General features: G+C 48.3%; 15 protein-coding genes. 14 read left to right on the top strand and 1 reads right to left on the bottom strand.

All coding sequences use genetic code 11. The features are described 5' to 3' along the window. Positions 1 to 183 precede the first annotated feature (183 nt). From gyrA to J0X00_RS20120, 10 genes are all read left to right on the top strand, one after another. On the top strand, positions 184 to 2898 hold the full coding sequence (gene gyrA / locus J0X00_RS20165) for a DNA topoisomerase (ATP-hydrolyzing) subunit A (protein ID WP_282477591.1): 2715 nt from the start codon (positions 184 to 186) through the stop codon (positions 2896 to 2898). 678 nt (positions 2899 to 3576) lie between these two features. Then, positions 3577 to 3756 (top strand): hypothetical protein, encoded by a 180-nt coding sequence (locus J0X00_RS20160; RefSeq protein ID WP_136484842.1) that lies wholly within the window; start codon positions 3577 to 3579, stop codon positions 3754 to 3756. A gap of 171 nt (positions 3757 to 3927) precedes the next feature. Next, positions 3928 to 4575 carry a GTP cyclohydrolase II gene (ribA, locus tag J0X00_RS20155; RefSeq protein WP_136484844.1) on the top strand — a complete coding sequence of 216 codons (648 nt, stop codon included), beginning with the start codon at positions 3928 to 3930 and terminating at the stop codon, positions 4573 to 4575. Between the two features lie 173 nt (positions 4576 to 4748). After that, entirely contained in the window at positions 4749 to 6008 is a 1260-nt protein-coding gene (locus tag J0X00_RS20150) for an imelysin family protein (RefSeq protein WP_282477590.1), read from the top strand. Positions 6009 to 6125: 117 nt separating this feature from the next. Continuing rightward, complete coding sequence (locus tag J0X00_RS20145; protein ID WP_282477589.1) at positions 6126 to 7508, top strand: di-heme oxidoredictase family protein; 1383 nt, start codon at positions 6126 to 6128, stop codon at positions 7506 to 7508. Positions 7509 to 7516: 8 nt separating this feature from the next. Then, positions 7517 to 8542: an imelysin family protein gene (locus tag J0X00_RS20140; protein ID WP_282477588.1), complete on the top strand. Its 1026-nt coding sequence runs from the start codon at positions 7517 to 7519 to the stop codon at positions 8540 to 8542. Continuing rightward, positions 8532 to 9608 carry a DUF1513 domain-containing protein gene (locus J0X00_RS20135; RefSeq protein WP_136485000.1) on the top strand — a complete coding sequence of 359 codons (1077 nt, stop codon included), beginning with the start codon at positions 8532 to 8534 and terminating at the stop codon, positions 9606 to 9608. The genes J0X00_RS20140 and J0X00_RS20135 overlap by 11 nt, the downstream gene beginning before the upstream one ends. Positions 9609 to 9782: 174 nt before the next feature. Next, entirely contained in the window at positions 9783 to 11336 is a 1554-nt protein-coding gene (locus J0X00_RS20130; RefSeq protein ID WP_282477587.1) for a L,D-transpeptidase family protein, read from the top strand. Positions 11337 to 11514: 178 nt separating this feature from the next. Next, positions 11515 to 12063 (top strand): YcbK family protein, encoded by a 549-nt coding sequence (locus tag J0X00_RS20125; RefSeq protein WP_136484856.1) that lies wholly within the window; start codon positions 11515 to 11517, stop codon positions 12061 to 12063. Positions 12064 to 12167: 104 nt separating this feature from the next. Beyond that, positions 12168 to 12824: an MBL fold metallo-hydrolase gene (locus tag J0X00_RS20120; protein ID WP_282477586.1), complete on the top strand. Its 657-nt coding sequence runs from the start codon at positions 12168 to 12170 to the stop codon at positions 12822 to 12824. Between the two features lie 57 nt (positions 12825 to 12881). Here J0X00_RS20120 and J0X00_RS20115 read toward each other — a convergent pair whose 3' ends face one another. Then, a complete protein-coding gene (locus tag J0X00_RS20115) occupies positions 12882 to 13574 on the bottom strand; it encodes a DUF2982 domain-containing protein (RefSeq protein ID WP_136484860.1) in 693 nt (230 codons plus the stop codon). Between the two features lie 221 nt (positions 13575 to 13795). Here J0X00_RS20115 and J0X00_RS20110 point away from each other — a divergent pair, with 221 nt between their 5' ends. The 4 genes from J0X00_RS20110 to J0X00_RS20095 all read left to right on the top strand — a co-directional run bounded on the left by J0X00_RS20110 (position 13796) and on the right by J0X00_RS20095 (position 17569). Then, positions 13796 to 14185 (top strand): MarR family transcriptional regulator, encoded by a 390-nt coding sequence (locus J0X00_RS20110; RefSeq protein ID WP_282477585.1) that lies wholly within the window; start codon positions 13796 to 13798, stop codon positions 14183 to 14185. Positions 14186 to 14551: 366 nt separating this feature from the next. Beyond that, positions 14552 to 15640, top strand: coding sequence for a TRAP transporter substrate-binding protein (locus tag J0X00_RS20105; RefSeq protein WP_136484864.1), 1089 nt, complete (start codon positions 14552 to 14554; stop codon positions 15638 to 15640). 94 nt (positions 15641 to 15734) lie between these two features. After that, on the top strand, positions 15735 to 16274 hold the full coding sequence (locus J0X00_RS20100; RefSeq protein WP_282477584.1) for a TRAP transporter small permease subunit: 540 nt from the start codon (positions 15735 to 15737) through the stop codon (positions 16272 to 16274). Positions 16275 to 16285: 11 nt separating this feature from the next. Continuing rightward, positions 16286 to 17569, top strand: a complete 1284-nt coding sequence (locus J0X00_RS20095) for a TRAP transporter large permease subunit (protein WP_282477583.1) — start codon at positions 16286 to 16288, stop codon at positions 17567 to 17569. Positions 17570 to 17574: the final 5 nt, after the last annotated feature.

Raw genomic sequence — 17574 nt, 5'->3', positions numbered from 1 at the left:
AGGTCACAACCTGATAAAAGGGGAGGGAAAGTGATGCCGAACCTTAGAAACTTGTGTTATATTTTTTCACCTTATAAGTATCAATAATATCCAGGTGTGTGGACGAAACCATTTATGTTGATTCCGGCATAGGGTTCGTTTTGTCTGGATATACCGATCAAACTATAGAGGGATAATGGCTCTATGAGCGATCTAGCTAAAGAGATCACGCCCGTAAACATTGAAGATGAGCTACGAGGTTCATACCTTGACTACGCGATGTCAGTTATCGTGGGTCGTGCTCTTCCTGATGTGCGTGATGGCCTAAAACCAGTTCACCGTCGCGTACTGTTCGCGATGAATGTGCTGGGTAACGACTGGAATAAACCATATAAAAAATCTGCCCGTGTGGTTGGTGATGTAATCGGTAAATATCACCCGCATGGCGACAGTGCTGTATACGATACCATCGTACGCATGGCGCAGCCTTTCTCGCTGCGTTACATGCTGGTCGATGGTCAGGGTAACTTTGGTTCTATCGACGGTGACTCCGCCGCGGCAATGCGTTACACCGAAGTACGCATGTCTAAAATTGCCCATGAGCTGCTGGCTGACCTGGACAAAGAAACGGTTGATTACGTACCGAACTATGACGGTACCGAACAGATCCCTGCGGTTCTTCCGACTAAAATTCCAAACCTGCTGGTGAACGGTGCTTCCGGTATCGCTGTAGGTATGGCGACCAACATTCCTCCGCATAACCTGACAGAAGTTGTTGACGGCTGTCTTGCTTATATCGACAACGAAGAGATCACTATCGATGAACTGATGGACTACATTCCAGGTCCTGATTTCCCGACAGCGGCTCTTATCAGTGGTCGTAAAGGCATTATCGATGCTTACAAAACGGGTCGCGGTAAGATTTACATGCGTTCCAAAGCGGATATCGAAACAGACAAAAATGGCCGTGAGACCATTATTGTCAGCGAGATCCCGTACCAGGTAAACAAAGCGCGTCTGATTGAAAAGATCGCTGAACTGGTGAAAGACAAGAAAGTTGAAGGTATTAGTGCACTGCGTGACGAGTCGGATAAAGACGGTATGCGCATTGTTATTGAGTGTAAGCGTGACGCTGTCGGCGAAGTTGTTCTGAACAACCTGTACACGAACACCCAACTGCAGACCACTTTCGGTATTAACATGGTCGCGCTGGACAATGGTCAGCCTAAACTGTTTAACCTGAAAGAGATGCTGAAGTGCTTCGTGGATCACCGCCGTGAAGTGGTGACGCGCCGTACTATTTTTGAGCTGCGTAAAGCACGCGAACGTGCCCATATCCTGGAGGGTTTGGCACTGGCTCTGGCGAACATCGATGACATCATTGATCTGATTCGTAAAGCGCCCACGCCGGCAGAAGCCAAAGCGGGTCTGATTGCCCGTGGTTGGGATCTGGGTAATGTTGCGGCTATGCTGGAACGCGCCGGTACTGATGCTGCTCGCCCTGAATGGCTGGAGCCTCAGTACGGTATTCGTGATGGTCAGTACTTCCTGACTGAACAACAGGCTCAAGCGATTCTTGACCTTCGTCTGCACAAGCTGACTGGTCTTGAGCACGAGAAGATCCTGGACGAATACAAACAGTTGCTGGAGCAAATTGCAGAACTGATGCACATCCTGGCGAGCACTGAGCGTCTGATGGAAGTGATTCGTGAAGAACTGGAAGCGATTCGTGACGGATTCGGTGATGCTCGCCGCACTGAAATCACGGCAGCCAGCCACGATATCGATCTGGAAGAGCTGATTGCCCGCGAAGATGTAGTTGTGACGCTGTCACATGAAGGTTACGTTAAGTACCAGTTACTGAGCGACTATGAGTCTCAGCGTCGTGGCGGTAAAGGTAAGAGTGCGACCCGCATGAAGGACGAAGATTACATCGAACGTCTGCTGGTGGCGAATACTCACGACAATATTCTGTGCTTCTCGACCCGTGGTAAGACCTATCGTCTGAAAGTGTACCAATTGCCGCTGGCAAGTCGTACTGCACGTGGTAAGCCTATCGTCAATCTGCTTCCTCTGGAAGAGAACGAACGTATCACTGCGATTCTGCCGGTAACCGAGTTTACGGAAGATAAGTTTATCTTCATGGCAACCGGTGACGGTACAGTTAAGAAGACTTCGCTTGATCAGTTTGCGAACGTACGTGCGAACGGTCTGATTGCCGTCAATCTGCGTGACGACGACTCGTTGATTGGTGTCGATATCACTGATGGCGAAAATGAAATCATGCTGTTCTCGAAATTCGGTAAAGTCGTTCGCTTTAAAGAAGCCGAAGAATCTGTGGTTGTGGATGAGAACGGAAATCCGGTTCTTGATGAGAATGGTCAGCCAGAGATTAAGTTCAAAGGTGTTCGTCCTATGGGGCGTACCGCTTCAGGTGTACGAGGTATGAAACTGGCAGAGGGCGATAAAGTGGTATCTTTGATCGTTCCTAAGACTGACGGTGACGTACTGACGGTAACTGAAAACGGTTATGGTAAACGCACGGTGTTGGCGGAATATCCGACCAAAGGTCGTGGCACCCAGGGTGTGGTTTCTATCAAAGTTTCTGATCGTAACGGCGAAGTCGTAGGTGCGGTACAGGTCGATGAAGGTGATGAATTTATGATGATCACTAACGCCGGTACTCTGGTACGTACCCGTGTCGCTGAAGTGAGTCAGGTTGGTCGTAACACCCAAGGTGTGACACTGATTCGTACCGCTGAAGACGAGAAAGTCGTTGGCCTGCAGCGCATTGAAGAAATTGAAGATGCGGATTTACCGGAAGATATCGATGCTGAAGCGCAGTCGGTTTCATCGGATGAATCAGAGCAGCCAGAGAGCAACGCAACTGATTCAACAGATAGTGACTCTGACGCGTAATGACTGTCGTTGTTAAAAAGTACTGTCGTTGTTAAAAAGTACGATGGTTGAAAAACACTATAGTTGACAAAAAGCCGGGCCGTTGAGCCCGGCTTTTTTATAACGCCACTGACGGTTTATTATGAACAGATAGTCTGTTACGGCACTAATGGGTTATCACTAAATGGGATATCAGGAACGGATAGTCTATTAAGTCATAAATAGCTATATCAGCCGAGTCACTGCTCAATCAAATCACGACTGCGAAAAACACACGCCTTGCCAGACTCATTATTGTTAAACCATATTTTGGCGTATGGGAAGGTTTGGTATTTGGATTAGCTTTGATCCAAGGATCATTGGTTTTGATCCGGAGGCGGTGACGATCGCTAAATCTCAATTAGTGCACAAACAATCATCAGGATGGCTATAAAACCCGATTGAATACAGTGCGTTAAGTGAGTTTGAGTTTAATTGTGTATCTATTAATAATATAGATTTGATGGTTGTATTTATTGAATATATCTATTGGCATGATCATTAGTATTTATATTGCGATCATATTGATAAGCAGAATCTAAATAAAAATAACAACATATAAAATGTGACAATTATTCCAAAAATTAAATTTCAGTCACATTGATTTCGATAAAATGATATTATTTTGACATAGAGACAAATAATCAGCGGGAAAAGGCAGTGGACTATTCAGTGATTAAGCAATTAAAGCAGGACTTTTATGCACAGATTAGTGCATTGCAGTCTTATGCTCTGCCACAATCAAAACCTACTTTGTCTTTCCTGACGCCGGAAGAACTTAAAGAGCTGGAACAGCTTTGGGTTGAACTGGCGGTATGGAAAAAGACACAGAGCCATTAATTTACTGAATTATAAGTACTTTTCTCAAACCCAGCCCTTATCAAAAAGCGCTGGGTTTTTTATTGCAGTTTTTCTAAATTGTTATATTATAACATTTAGATGTTTTTGTGATCTTTTCGTTGAAAATTGGGGTATCAGTCCCCATAGTATGTTCACAGAGAGAGTTTTAGAATGCATACAATAACAAGCATGCATCCAGTAATGATTCAGGTGAGTGCAGATATGGCGGAAGTTAGAGCCAGAGTTGATTTTAAAGTAGGTGCGCAGAGCAATATTGATGCAGAAATCCTCTCTTTCAGAGGGTTGAAGACCGATAAAGAGCATGTCGCTGTTATTTTCAAATCAGCAGATAAAAATCAAGAAGTTCCTTTAGTGCGTATGCATTCAGAGTGTCTGACCGGCGATGTTTTTCATTCGTCGCGCTGTGATTGTGGCGAGCAGCTGGAGGAAACCATTAATAAGATGGGTGAGCATGGCGGGATTATTTTATACCTGCGCCAGGAAGGTCGCGGTATCGGTTTATATAACAAAATCGATGCGTACCGTCTGCAGAGTGAAGGTATGAACACTTATGAAGCTAATAACCATCTCGGTTTTGGGGATGATCTGCGTGATTTCAGTGAAGCTGCACAAATGCTGCAGGCTTTAAACGTAGAAAAGATCCGTCTGGTGACCAACAATCCGAAAAAGGTACGTGAACTGAAAGAGTACGGTATCGACATCGTGGAAGTGGTACATACTGCAGCCCACATTAAATCAGGTAATGAGAATTACCTCCGTGCCAAAGTGTCTCACGGCAAGCATCAGCTCAAGTGGTAGTTTTGTAAGCGCTGATAAGCCGACTTCACATTTCATTGATAAAAACCTCACTTCGGTGAGGTTTTTTTTGTTACCACTTGAAAAAGAATTGTAAATTTGTATTATCGCGGCTAAGAGTGAAAATGATAATAATTAGCACTACGTATTAATCAAAGCAAAACAAGGATGCTTTAATGAAAGTTAAGTCACTTTTAGTCCAATCTATTGCAGCCTCTTTGGCCCTCTCTTCTGCGGCCAGTTTCGCGGCTGTGAGTCAGGACCAGGTCGTTGAACATTACGCAGACGTTGCCCACGCCGTGTTCGCGGATGCTCTGGTTACTGCGAAAAAACTCAATCAGTCAATCGATGCTTTTCTGGCTCAACCGTCACAAGCTCAGCTACAACAAGTCAAACAAGCCTGGTTACAAGCGCGTGTACCATACCAACAATCTGAAGTTTTCCGTTTTGGTAACGCGGTTGTCGACGACTGGGAAGGCCAGCTGAATGCCTGGCCGCTGGATGAGGGGCTGATCGATTACGTAGCGGATGATTATCAGTATGAACTGGGTAACGCGGGCGCAAGCGCTAACATTATTGCCAATAAAAGTCTGACGATTGGCGCGACGACGATGGATGTGGCTGAAATTACCCCTGAGCTGATTGCCAGCCTGAATGAACTGGGTGGTTCAGAGGCGAATGTGGCATCAGGCTATCACGCGATTGAATTCCTGCTGTGGGGACAAGATCTTCATGGCACGCAGCCAGGTGCGGGCGAACGTCCATATACGGATTATGTCCAGGGCAGCGAATGTACTCATGGCAACTGTGACCGTCGTGCGCAATACCTGAAAGCATCCGCTCAACTGCTGGTACAGGATCTGGAGTGGATGGAAAAGCAGTGGTCTGCGGATGAGAAAGGTAACTACCGTCAGGAGCTGCTTGCTGATTCTGCACAAAATGGCCTGCGTAAAATGTTGTTTGGTATGGGTTCGCTTTCACTGGGAGAGTTGGCTGGCGAGCGTATGAAGGTCGCTCTGGAAGCGAACTCTACAGAAGATGAGCATGACTGTTTCTCTGATAACACTCATAACTCTCACTTCTATAACGAGCAGGGTATTTACAATGTTTATACCGGTACTTACGCTCGCGTTGACGGTTCAACGTTAAAAGGTGCGTCAATCTTTGATCTTGTTGCCCAGAAAGACGACAAAGCCGCCAAAGAAATCATGCAGCAGTTTGACGCTGCACGCGATCAGGTTGGTGAACTGGTGACGTCAGCAGAGAAAAACAATCAACACTTTGATCAACTGATTGCTGCCGATAATCCGCAAGGTAACGCTCTGGTTAATAAAGCCATTGCGTCTTTGGTTGCACAGACCGCATCTATTGAGCGAGCCGCGAACGTGATTGGTATTGATAACCTGAATCCGGACACCGCTGATCACGAGTTCTGAGCCAGTAGCTATAGTTATTGAACCTCTGAATTAACACGACCCAATCGCCCGGGAGTTCACGCCAGTGACTTTTCGGTCGGTTGGGTTTCTCGCTTTGAATAATAAGAGAATAACGGAATGAAATGGGTTTACTCTGCGCTCCTTGTGGGGATAATTTCAGCTCAGGTATGGGCCGCTGATGTTGCATCAGGCGGGGCAACCAGTACCCGTAAAGATGGGCAGAATGCCTATTCGATGCCAGCCTCAAATCTCCCGTTATCGAAACGACTCGATTTCAGCGTAGGAAATAGCTTTTTTCGTAACCCCTGGGTGGCCGCGCCATCTTCTACTGAAGCTCGTGACGGTCTCGGACCTCTGTTTAATACCAACGGGTGTCAGAACTGCCACATTAAAGACGGGCGAGGACATCCCCCTGAACAGGGTGATCAACAAGCGGTATCTATGCTGGTTCGTCTGAGCATTCCGGCGTTGACTGAACAGCAAAAATCGGTTTATCGTCAACAAGGCGTGGTACCCGAACCAACCTATGGTGCGCAACTGCAGGATTTTGCATTGCCTGGCCACAAGGCGGAAGGACAAATTCGTATTACCTATGATGAAGTCTCGATTCAGTTTGCTGACGGGACACCGGTGCTGCTGCGAAAACCGATTCTTGCCATTACCCACCTTGCTTACGGTCCGATGCATCCGGACACTCAGTTTTCCGCCAGAATTGCACCGCCTATGATTGGTCTGGGGTTGCTGGAGAGTATTCCTGACAGTACGTTATTGAGTTGGCAGGATGTTAACGACGATGATAACGATGGCATATCCGGACGGGCGAACAAGGTCTGGGATATCGAGCAGGATAAAACCGTCATCGGTCGTTTTGGCTGGAAAGCCGGACAACCTTCACTGATGCAGCAAAATGCCTCAGCATTTAACGGTGATTTAGGCCTGACCAGCCGCCTGTTTCCTACTGAGAACTGTTCGCCACATCAAGCATTGTGTGCCAGTCTGCCGAATGGCGGTGAACCTGAAGTGAGCGACAATATATTGAATTTTGTCGAGTTTTATTCACGACATCTGGCGGTGCCGGTACGACGTAACGTCGACGACCCTGACGTCTTAGCCGGAGAACAACTGTTTCAAAGTGCAGGCTGCGCAGGTTGTCATAAAACAGAGGTTAAGACGGGTAAGCGTCCTGAATTGCCTGCACTATCTGAACAAATCATTCATCCGTATACCGATTTGTTGTTGCATGATATGGGAGAAGGCCTGAGTGATGGCCGGCCGGAGGCACAAGCCCGTGCCAGCGAGTGGCGCACACCGCCGCTGTGGGGGATTGGTTACACTCAGGAAGTGAACGGTCATACCTATTATCTGCACGACGGACGCGCACGTAATTTAATGGAAGCCGTACTATGGCATGGCGGTGAAGCCCTCACTGCACGTGACCAGGTACTGCAGTTTGATCACAAGCAGCGCGCCGCGCTGATCGCATTTTTGAACTCTTTATAGGTGTGAGAATGACATTCAAATCTATAACACCGTTTGCTTTGGCACTCCTTGTCTCTGCTTGTCAGAGCACTGGCTTTGGGCAGGGACAACCGCAGCAGACCCATCATATCAGCCAGCCGGTTTATCTGGCCGAGTATCAGGCAGCTTATCGTTTTAAACACCAAGCTGAACAGCTTCAGTCCGCTTTTACTGATTTTTGTGACAATTCTAATCTGTCCGGTGACGTATTAAAGCAGCAGTGGCATAGCACCATGCTGGCCTGGATGGCACTGCAAGGTCAGGAACGTGGCCCGGCAGCAGCACTTGAGCAGAGCTGGAATGTTCAGTTCTGGCCGGATAAAAAGAACACCACAGGCCGTAAGATGCAGAGACTGCTGAAGCAGGACCAGAGCTGGAGCAGCGCCGATATTGCCCGGCAAAGTGTGACTGTGCAGGGGTTGGGTGCGTTGGAATGGGCACTGTATGACAGTCAGTCACCATTGATGTCAGCGCCTGAAAAGGCGTGCCCGGCTGTCACAGCGATCAGTGCAAACCTGGCGACCAAAGCCGCTGTCATTGAACAGGCCTGGCAACAAAACCCATGGACGAAAATGGATGAGCCGACCTGGCTGTCGGCGTATATTGCTCTGCTCTCAAATCAGCTTGAGTACAGCATGTCGAAAATGAGCCGTCCGCTGGCCAATATCGGTCAGCCACGTCCGTATTTCTCTGAGTCCTGGCGTTCAAAAACCTCGATGCTCAATCTGAAGGCGAACATTGAAGCGATGCAGACGCTGTATCTGAGCAGCCTGGATGGTGAACTGCGAGCACGCCAACTCAATGCTCTGGCGGATCGGGTCAAAACCCAGTATGCCAACCTGGTCTCGACCTGGCCACAAGATCCGAGTCTGTTTGACATGCTGCAAAGCAAAGAGGGCTATCGTGATGTTTTGTCGCAATATAACAAGCTAGAACAATTAAAATATCTGCTGCATGACGAAGTCGCCGTTGAACTGGGCGTTGTAATAGGATTTAACTCAAGTGATGGTGACTGATCAGAATCGTCGTTCGCTGTTAAAAGCGGCATTATTCGGCGCGTGTGCTCCGGTAATGCCACTTGGCTGTGCGAGCCAGCCTGCATCGAAGCCTGCCTTGATTGGCTGCGCAATCAAAGGACGAGATAAGTTCAGTGCTGTGATTGCCGACCGGAATGGGCAAGCGATCAAGCAACTGCCTCTGCCGGGGCGCGGGCATGGCGTCGCCGTACATCCTAAACTCACCCAGGCCACTGCGTTCGCGCGTCGCCCGGGGACATTTCTGATGGTGTTTGATTATCAGAGCGGTGAAATGATTCAGCTGCGTCCGGCAGATGATCAGCGTCACTACTATGGTCACGGGGTGTATTCCAATGGCGGTGAGTGGTTATATGTCACTGAGGGAGAGCGCGGAACCAGTCGCGGCATTATTGGTGTGTACGATGTTGCCCACCAGTACCAGAAAGTTGCCGAGTTTTCCGGTTTCGGAATTGGTCCGCATGAAGTGATTGTGATGCCGGATGATCGTCTGGTGATTGGCGTCGGCGGTGTGCATACCAACGGCCGTGAGCCCCTCAATCTGGACAGCATGCAGCCAAGCCTGACTTACCTGACTCCGAACGGGACGATCCTTGAACAGGTGGCGTTGCCTGACCATCATCTCAGTATTCGCCACCTCGCGCACGATGGCAGTGACACAGTACTGTGCGGCCAGCAATATCGCGGCAAACCAGAGGATTACCCGTCACTGCTGGCAATGCATACCCAGGGAGGGGCGTTAAAACCGTTGCTGGCAGAACCTGAACAGTGGGCTCGTTTTAACCATTACATTGCCAGTATAGCGGCTAACGAACAATGGATTCTGGCGACATCGCCACGCGGAAGCTGTTACGGCATCTGGTCCAAACAAACCGGTGAGCTGGTTGAGCTGGCTGCGTTACCTGATGCATCCGGCGTGGTGGCTTATGGTGATGAATTCCAGGTGAGTTCCGGCTCGGCTTTAGTGATTAACCATCGTTATCCTGAGCGCGCGGTTCAGCATGTCTCAAATGTGCAGTGGGATAATCACTGGTCGCCAATAGCGTAAACCGCAGCACAAGGCAGAAAAAATTCCCAGTGCAGGAATCGCGTGTCAAGGCTGAAACAGGGTAAATGCCCTGGACGTAATGAAAACGACGCAGTTTTAACACACGTCAGAGTTATCATATGCCCATATCTTTTGCCATACTGAAGTATTGGCGGGCGACATGGGCATAATATCATGCAACGTTTAGGCATCCTTTTCTTCTTACTGATTTGTATCAGCACTCCGCTGTCTGCTTCTCCCTATTTCAATAAACTGGGCTGGCTTGAAGAGCCTTCTTCGGTCGAACCACTGTTACAGTTCCCCGCGCAATTAGAACGTATTTACCATGAGAATAATGATCAATTGATCTGGGTGGATATGCGGGATACTCAACATTTTGAACGCCAGCTTGATTTGGTGCGTCTTGCCAATATCAGCCCGTTGTTTGAACGTCAGTTACAAGCCCTCATTCATTATCGCAACCAGGGTAAATGGTTTGAATATGAGCTGCTGGCGACCGATACGCTGATGCTTTACTTAAGTTATGCCGAACAGGCACCACAGCAGGGGGTAAGCTGGTTTTTTGAACAGAAAAAACTGTTGAGTCTGCCTCAGCCAAGCGAGCAGGCATTGCTGGATCTGCATATTGCCATCGGTACGCAAAACATCAGTAGGCTGATTGATCAATACACGCCGTCCGATCCCGCTTATCGACAGCTACTCAGTGCCTACCGTTACCTGAATCAGCAAACGCCATTGATTATGCCGGTCTATGTTCAGGCCGGACTTAAGAAGCCCGGTGATAGTCTCGAGGACCGTAACACGTTGATCACGCGGTTGGCTTTGGTGAATATTGATGTGAGCGAGGTAAGTGACGCTGTCATGTGGTATGACAACACTCTGGTCGAGCCGGTCAAACAGTTTCAGCGTATGCATGGACTTAAAGTGGATGGTTTCATTGGGAGCAACACTCTGAAATGGCTGAATCTCAAGCTGGAGGATCGTTTGGCTTTGCTGGCTATCAATGCGGAGCGGATGCGATTATGGCCAACTGATACTGACACCAGTATTGTGGTCAATGTCCCCGGTTTCGAACTTAAATACTGGCACTCGGGTAAAGAGGTGTTTCAGTCCAAAGTGGTGGTAGGTAAGGTCAGCCGGCCGACCCCCGTGATGAATACCCGGCTTGACTCTCTGATTCTCAATCCGACCTGGAATGTGCCTTATAAAATTATGGTCGAGGATATTTTGCCGCTGGCTAAACGTGACCACACCTATCTCAGCCGGCATCATATTGATATTATTGAGAGCTGGAACTCCAGCCAGAAAATGGACCCGACTCAGATTGACTGGACTAGCGTCAAACCTAAAGCCTTTCCGTATCGTTTACGTCAGCAGTCAGGCAATCAGAACGCGCTGGGTTTGTATAAATTTAATACGCCGAACAAGCGCGCCATTTACTTGCATGATACACCGAGCAAACACCTGTTTAATAATCCGTCCCGCGCGTTCAGCTCCGGTTGTATCAGGGTTGAGCATGCCGATCGTCTGGCTGTGACTTTACTGGAGATGCAGGGAATCAATGATAAAGATTTAATGCAGGAGCAACGGGGAAGTAATCATTCGATCCCGCTTAAAAAACGCATACCTGTGCATATTATCTACCAAACAGTGTGGTACGAGGCCGGAAGCATCCACTATCGGGACGATATTTACCGCTTTGACCGCCTGAAAAATGACAGGGGATGATCCAAATCTAAATTTGCGAAAAAATGACACAGGGAAAATCCCTTTATTGGTCAAATAGTAAACTTATCTTATGACGTTCTGTGACCAAACTAGCACAAATTATGCATTTGATCTTGTCTGAGGAGTCCGGTAGTTTGCCGGATTATTAAGATCGAATTCCGTAGTTAAAGGTGTTGTTTTGAGTCTGTCACGTCGCGATTTTTTAAAGTTCGCCGGTTCTGGTTTGGTGCTTGCAACCTGTGCTCCGGGCATAGCCCATGCTTCTTATCCCCATAAACCTCGTGTGTTGGCTCTGAATAACCTGCATACCGGTGAATCATTAGAATCTTGTTATTTTAATGGTCAGCGCTATGTGCGTTCTGAGTTACAACGCCTGAATCACATTTGCCGTGATTTCCGCCAGGACGAAACCCATCCGATGGATAAAAATCTGTTCGACCAGATTTCTCGTATTCAGCAATTACTGGGGGTAGAAAGCGAAGTTCAGATTATTTCTGGTTATCGTTCGCCGGTAACTAATGCCATGTTGCGTAATCGCTCTTCCGGTGTGGCGAAAAAAAGCTTCCATATGCTGGGACAGGCAATCGATTTTCGCCTTGATGGTGTGTCACTGAAACAAGTGCATGATGCAGCGTTAAGTCTCAACGCGGGCGGTGTCGGGTACTATCCCAAGAGCCAGTTTGTCCACATAGATACTGGCCCGGTACGTCGCTGGCAAGGCTCGTAAACGAGGCTCGGAAATTATCCACAATCCGGGGCGCAACTTGTCAAAATGAGGCGGTAATGTCATAGTTCGGGCAACTTATTTTATTGTTTCGAACAAGGTTGCCCATGTCTTTAAAATACCAGATCGTTCCTGTGACGCCTTTTGCGCAAAACTGCTCCATTGTATGGTGTGATGAAACCATGCAGGGGATTGTTGTCGATCCGGGGGGGGATGTTCAGCAACTCAAAGCGTTGATTGATGAACTTGGTGTCAAGGTCGAGCAACTGGTGTTGACTCATGGCCACCTAGATCATGTTGGCGGTACTGAACCACTGGCTGACATGCTGGGTGGGGTGGCCATTGTTGGTCCGCATCAGGACGATGATTTCTGGCTGCAAGGGCTGGAAGGTCAGAGCAAGATGTTTGGTTTTCCTCTGACCAAAGCGTTTACGCCGTCTCAGTGGCTGCAGGAAGGGGATACCATCACCTTCGGTCAGCAGGTTCTTGACGTCGTTCATACCCCGGGCCATACCCCGGGCCATGTTGTCTTGTTCAGCAATGAAGCTCGTCTGGCTTTCGTTGGCGATGTACTGTTTAACGGCAGTATCGGACGTACAGACTTTCCGCAAGGTGACTTCAATACCCTGATCAATTCCATCAAAACTAAATTGTGGCCGATGGGTAATGATGTGACTTTTGTCCCCGGTCATGGCCCGATTTCCACCTTTGGTCACGAGCGCGCCAGCAACCCATTTGTTGCGGATGAAATGCCGTTGTACTGATCACATTGAACGGACAGCTTAGTACTCAGACTCCGTTAATGTAGCATTAGGAATCTGCTAATTTTCTGCACTGTGATCAGGTAAAGGTTCTGGCTCGGCCGCGGCAAGATAGCGCCGGGTCAGACCGACAAACGCCTCCGCACTGCGATCCAAATCACTGCTGGCAATAAACACATCATAGCCGTAAAAGCGGCGCTGATAGCACATGCGATTGGCCAGCATCGCCATCAGACCACGATAGATCTTGCCGCCATGTTCGCAAAACGGGCGACTGTCGAGCACCATGTCTTCAAACTGATGATGCTGGTTGTGTTGTCTGGCACCCAGATAAAGCAGTGCCCGCTGCCGGAGCAGGATCTCGGTGGCAATACGCGGGCAAATAGCGTCCAGATACGGCTCGTAGCTTTTGAGTCGTATGCCAATCCAGGGCAGAGGTTGATGCCATCCTTCCTGTTCGTAGCTGCAAATGCCTATCTGGCTGATGTTATTCCACTTTACTACCCAGCCGCCATGAAACAGGTGCTGCTGAAAATGGGTGGGTGTCAGCGTATAACCGATCCAGCTTTTACGGATCAGCCAGTAGCCGCTACCACACAATATGCTCATAGCGATGAGAGACAAAAGGGCTTGTTGCCACCCCGGAGCCAGAATGACCAGAAACAAGGTCGCGACGATGGCAATAAAACCAATCATGCGCAGATAGGGAGAGCGCAGATCAAAATGGTGGTTGGATAAATGAACGGTTTGCATAAGGTTCACGGCAATTGTCTGTTATTTCTCTGTATTTATACTCAGTAGTGCAACAAGGGATCAGTCAGGCGCATGTCTAAATTGTAGCCAATTATGGCCGAATATCGTGTTTTTGTAGCCTAACTTGACCAACACCCTACAAAAGGCTGACGAATTTTGATATAAAACGCGCTTCAAATTTTCACCACTGCGCTTTGTGCAGTGAAATGGAGACATACTCGATGAGACTTGCTCATAAGCGTAACGTGCAGGCTAAACTGCAAAAACGCATTAAAGCGATTGCAGCAAACCTTGCTTCAGCGCCGAAAACAGCAAAGCCTGCAACTGCAAAACCTGTTGTTGAAAAGAAAGCCGCGGTTAAGCCAGTGGCTCAACAAGTAGCAGCAGCGAAAAAAGTAGACGTAGCATTAACTCCAAAACAGCAACAGGTGCTGGATATCGTTGCCGCCAATGCTGAAGGCATCAATCCTAAGTCGATTGGTCTGGCAGCAGGTCAGGAAGATACCAAAGCAGCTTCCTGGGCAACCGGCGCTCTGAAAAAACTACTGGACGAAAACCTGGTCGTTAAAGAGCAACTTTCAGGCAACAAAGTTATCTACAAAACGATTTAACGTCATCTGTTTCGGATCACTGTTGTTTGCAAAAAAGCTCCGTGTGTCGGAGCTTTTTTCGTTTTCATTCCTGCCGTTTGTCACAAATTGGCCACTTTTTGCCTGAGTCACCTCCAGACAAACAACTACGTAGTTCTGACCGTCGTTATCCGCATTTTGATTTGTGACTGACCTGTAAAATTAAGCAGATACACAAAACTTATCATTAATCACTTACGTGGTTCTACTTATCCCTTTCGATTGAGCCCTCTACAAGCCTGTTAATTACTGCGTAATCACGCTCATTTCATCATCACGTAAGTTATCCCAAAGTAGAGGAGGAGATAAGGCTCACCAGAGCCTTAATAAAAACAAAGGGACGTGAAAATGAGTCTGATTTCAAAATCTGTAAAACGTGTCGTCGCCGGAGTGGTTGCCGTCACTGCCTGTTTTACTCTGTTGACTGCCAATGTAAGCGCGGCTGAAAAAGTGTATCGTCTGAAACTTGCCGAAACCTGGGGGCCAAACTTCCCGGTTTTTGGCGATACCACGAAAAATATGGCTGCCATGGCAGAAAAAATGTCAAATGGTCGTCTGCAGATCCGGATTGATTCCGCCAACAAACATAAAGCGCCATTAGGCGTGTTTGATATGGTCAAATCCGGTCAGTACGACATGGGGCACTCGGCTTCTTATTACTGGAAAGGCAAAGTACCGAATACCCTCTATTTCACGTCCATGCCGTTTGGCATGACCGCGCCTGAACAGTATGCCTGGTTCTACCACGGTGGCGGTATGGAACTGATGCAGAAAGTGTACGCGCCGCATAACATGTTGTCTTTCCCCGGCGGCAATACTGACGTACAGATGGGGGGCTGGTTCCAGAAAGAGATCAACTCAGTAGAGGATTTGCAAGGTCTTAAAATGCGTATCCCTGGCTTTGCCGGGGAAGTGCTGGCAGAACTGGGTGCTAAACCGACTAACATTGCCCCTGGAGAGCTATACACTTCGCTGGAGCGCCGTACTATCGATGCGCTGGAATGGGTAGGTCCTTCACTTGACCTGCGTATGGGATTCCACAAAATTGCACCTTATTACTACACCGGCTGGCATGAGCCGGCGACAGAACTGCAGTTCCTGATTAATAAACGCAGTTGGGAACGTCTGCCTGCTGATTTACAGGAAATTCTGCGTGTTGCAATGCGTGAAGCGGCCTATGACATGTATATCCAGTCTGTACATGAAAGTGGTAAAAACTGGGCGTCCATCACGACTGAATACCCGGATGTGAAGGTAAAAACTTTCCCGCCACAAGTGATTAAAGCGCTGCGCGAGGCCAATGACCGTCTGTTAGCTCAACATGCGGCGGCCGATCCTGAAGCAAAAGAAATTCAGCAATCCCAAGCCAAGTATATGAAGGAAGTTCGTGCCTGGACTGACATTTCAATGCGTGCTTACCTCAATAGCGAACAGTAGAGTCTGGGCTAAAGCATTAACCTGATAATAACAAACCAAGCTCCGTGTTTCACTGATGTCACGGAGCTTATATTCGAGTTTCAGGGAGTTTGAAATGAGAAGTCTGGTCTATATCGAGCGCTTGTTTAATCATATCAGCGATTTCTGGGGATGGGTCTCCAGTATTCTGTTTATTCTGCTGGTGCTCAACGTCGTGTACGACGTCGTGATGCGTTATGTGTTTAATGATGTGTCGATCGCTTTTCAGGAGCTGGAATGGCATCTGTTTTCTGCCGTTTTTCTGCTGGGTATTCCTTATACCGTGAAAGCGGGCGGTCATGTTCGGGTCGATATTATTTATGAGCGGCTATCGTATAAAGCTCAGGCCGTGGTCGATACTGCAGGCACCTTACTGTTTTTACTTCCGTTTTGCCTGCTGGTGGCTTACTTCGGTATTGATTTCGCCAAAGAAAGCTTTGAACTGGGGGAAACCTCAGGTGATCCGGGCGGGTTACCGTATCGATGGATCATCAAAGCCATCATCCCGCTGTCCTTTCTGTTTATGGCGATCAGTGGCCTCGGGCTGATACTTCACTCCGTGAATAAATTTGCCAACCCTTGTCTGTTATCCGCTAGCCACACTGACTCGAAGTAAAGGATGACCTTATGATTGGTATTGTGATGTTTTTTGTGGCGCTGTTTGCGCTGCTGATCGGATTCCCTGTCGCGTTTACCTTTGGCGGCATTGCGTTAATTTTTGGTGTGTGGGCGGAAGGGATCGATATGTTCGCGTTCATGCCATATCGTATCCAGTCTATTATGGAAAACACGGTTCTGATGGCGGTGCCGCTGTTTGTCTTCATGGGATTGGTTTTGCAAAAAACCAAGCTTGCAGAGCAACTGCTGGAGTCGATGGGGCGCCTGTTTGGCGGTGTTCGTGGTGGTATCGCTATTTCGACGGTATTGGTTGGTGCTCTGTTGGCCGCATCCACTGGTGTGGTAGGTGCGTCGGTGGTGGCAATGGGACTGATCTCACTGCCGGTGATGCTGAAATACAATTACGATAAAGGCCTGGCGTGCGGCACTATCTGTGCCTCCGGGACATTGGGGCAAATTATCCCGCCATCCATTGTCTTGATCCTGCTCGGTGATGTACTCGGTGTACCGGTCGGTGACCTGTTTCAGGCGGCCCTGTGGCCTGGTTTAGTGCTGGTGGGCGCTTATGTTCTGTATATCCTGATTTACGCGAAGCTGAATCCGCTCGCCGCTCAGCCGATAGAGCGCGACAGCAGTAAAACCCGTTCAGAGGAAGTAATAGAGGCATTGAAAGCCGTTGTTCCGCCTCTTGCTCTGATCATTGTTGTACTCGGGTCGATATTTGCCGGTGTGGCGACTCCGACTGAATCGGCTGCTTTAGGGGGAGCGGGTGCACTGCTGCTGGCGTTAGCCTACCGTCAGTTCAGCTGGAAGATGGTCTATGCTGCATCGAAGGAAACGGTGAAAGTGACCGCCATGGTGTTTGCTATTTTGATTGGTGCAACGGCCTTCTCCATGGCGTTTACCTACACCGGCGGTGACTTATTGGTAGAAGAGTGGATGCTGGCGATTCCGGGCGAAAAATGGGGATTCCTTGTTGTGACCATGTTGGTAATTCTGGTGCTGGGGTTTTTCATCGATTTCGTCGAGATCTGTTTTATCATTGTCCCTATCATTGCTCCGGTTGCCAGTCTGCTCGATATTGATATGACCTGGTTTGCCATTTTGATTGCGATGAACCTGCAGACTTCATTTCTGACACCACCATTCGGTTTCAGCCTGTTCTACCTCAAAGGTGTCGCGCCCAAAACAGTAACAACCGTTGATATCTATCGTGGTGTCGTTCCCTTTATCGCGATTCAAATTGTGGTTTTGGCTTCTTTGCTGGTTTTCCCTGGGTTTTATGGAATGTGATCGGA

Source organism: Vibrio sp. ABG19 (genome assembly GCF_029962385.1).
GTDB lineage: Bacteria > Pseudomonadota > Gammaproteobacteria > Enterobacterales > Vibrionaceae > Vibrio > Vibrio ostreae.
This window is presented reverse-complemented; position numbering and strand designations above follow the sequence as displayed.

Excerpts from the sequence above, each read along its gene's own strand:
- J0X00_RS20105 (WP_136484864.1), top strand. The coding sequence starts at position 14,552 with ATGAGTCTGATTTCAAAATCTGTAAAACGTGTCGTCGCCGGAGTGGTT.
- J0X00_RS20150 (WP_282477590.1), top strand. The coding sequence starts at position 4,749 with ATGAAAGTTAAGTCACTTTTAGTCCAATCTATTGCAGCCTCTTTGGCC.
- J0X00_RS20120 (WP_282477586.1), top strand. The coding sequence starts at position 12,168 with ATGTCTTTAAAATACCAGATCGTTCCTGTGACGCCTTTTGCGCAAAAC.
- J0X00_RS20140 (WP_282477588.1), top strand. The coding sequence starts at position 7,517 with ATGACATTCAAATCTATAACACCGTTTGCTTTGGCACTCCTTGTCTCT.
- J0X00_RS20130 (WP_282477587.1), top strand. The coding sequence starts at position 9,783 with ATGCAACGTTTAGGCATCCTTTTCTTCTTACTGATTTGTATCAGCACT.
- J0X00_RS20115 (WP_136484860.1), bottom strand. The coding sequence starts at position 13,574 with ATGCAAACCGTTCATTTATCCAACCACCATTTTGATCTGCGCTCTCCC.
- J0X00_RS20110 (WP_282477585.1), top strand. The coding sequence starts at position 13,796 with ATGAGACTTGCTCATAAGCGTAACGTGCAGGCTAAACTGCAAAAACGC.
- gyrA (WP_282477591.1), top strand. The coding sequence starts at position 184 with ATGAGCGATCTAGCTAAAGAGATCACGCCCGTAAACATTGAAGATGAG.
- J0X00_RS20095 (WP_282477583.1), top strand. The coding sequence starts at position 16,286 with ATGATTGGTATTGTGATGTTTTTTGTGGCGCTGTTTGCGCTGCTGATC.
- J0X00_RS20145 (WP_282477589.1), top strand. The coding sequence starts at position 6,126 with ATGAAATGGGTTTACTCTGCGCTCCTTGTGGGGATAATTTCAGCTCAG.
- J0X00_RS20135 (WP_136485000.1), top strand. The coding sequence starts at position 8,532 with ATGGTGACTGATCAGAATCGTCGTTCGCTGTTAAAAGCGGCATTATTC.
- J0X00_RS20100 (WP_282477584.1), top strand. The coding sequence starts at position 15,735 with ATGAGAAGTCTGGTCTATATCGAGCGCTTGTTTAATCATATCAGCGAT.
- ribA (WP_136484844.1), top strand. The coding sequence starts at position 3,928 with ATGCATACAATAACAAGCATGCATCCAGTAATGATTCAGGTGAGTGCA.